Source organism: Vibrio sp. 03_296 (assembly GCF_002265885.1).
On sequence record NZ_NPKW01000460.1, the window covers coordinates 1 to 684 of the forward strand.

2 protein-coding genes are annotated in these 684 nt (G+C 46.7%); both read right to left on the bottom strand.

All coding sequences use genetic code 11. The features are described from left to right. The coding region (locus CIK04_RS33880; RefSeq protein ID WP_325205816.1) for a hypothetical protein at nucleotides 1-190 on the bottom strand (190 nt) is incomplete at its 3' end. Beyond that, nucleotides 190-531, bottom strand: a complete 342-nt coding sequence (locus CIK04_RS33885) for a hypothetical protein (RefSeq protein ID WP_325205817.1) — start codon at nucleotides 529-531, stop codon at nucleotides 190-192. The genes CIK04_RS33880 and CIK04_RS33885, both read right to left, overlap by 1 nt. Between the last annotated feature and the right edge of the window lie 153 nt (nucleotides 532-684).

Genomic DNA, 684 nt, shown 5'->3' on the forward strand with positions numbered 1-684 from the left:
ATGGATCTGGTTGAGAAAACGAGGGTTGGCAAAGCCAAACAGGGTGAAGTTGTTGACGTTCAACTGGTGCACAATGCGGATCCAAAACGCCAGCGACAATGCTCAAAACAGAAACGCACATGAGCCAAAGAGTGTATTCAAACCATCGGGCTTGCTGCTTCTTCACCACATCACGCAGTACAAACAGCATCAAAACCAATCCATGCCAAATAAAACCATTGCAAAACAGCAGGCCAGTGGATAGCGAGCAAGCCACGTAGCCAGTAAGCTCGAAGCAATAAAAAGGCTCAGTAAACCTCGGTGGAGGAGCGTGAGAGAGCACCAATGATCGATGATACGCTGCCGYYGTTGAGTGGAGAACAGCACGATGAGCGCGGTGATTTGCAACAGAARCAGCACAAACAGGCGTTTGCTGTCGTAAAGTGGCAGCAGATCGTTGCGATCGAGAAATGGATTAAAACTAAACACCACCAATCCTAACAGGATCAGTGTCAATAAGGCGCGCGTGTAAAATGGCGAAGGTGGCATCACTTCATAGAGCCCTTTAAAACGGTCAGCGATATTTAGAGTCTAGTCTTAGTGACTGGTTTTGCTTGGTTTTTTATACAAAACGTCCCTTAATTTTGGCAATCAAGGGCATTGTCGCTGGTTGGTTTTAACTGAGCAGTAAGGCTTATTCAGCAG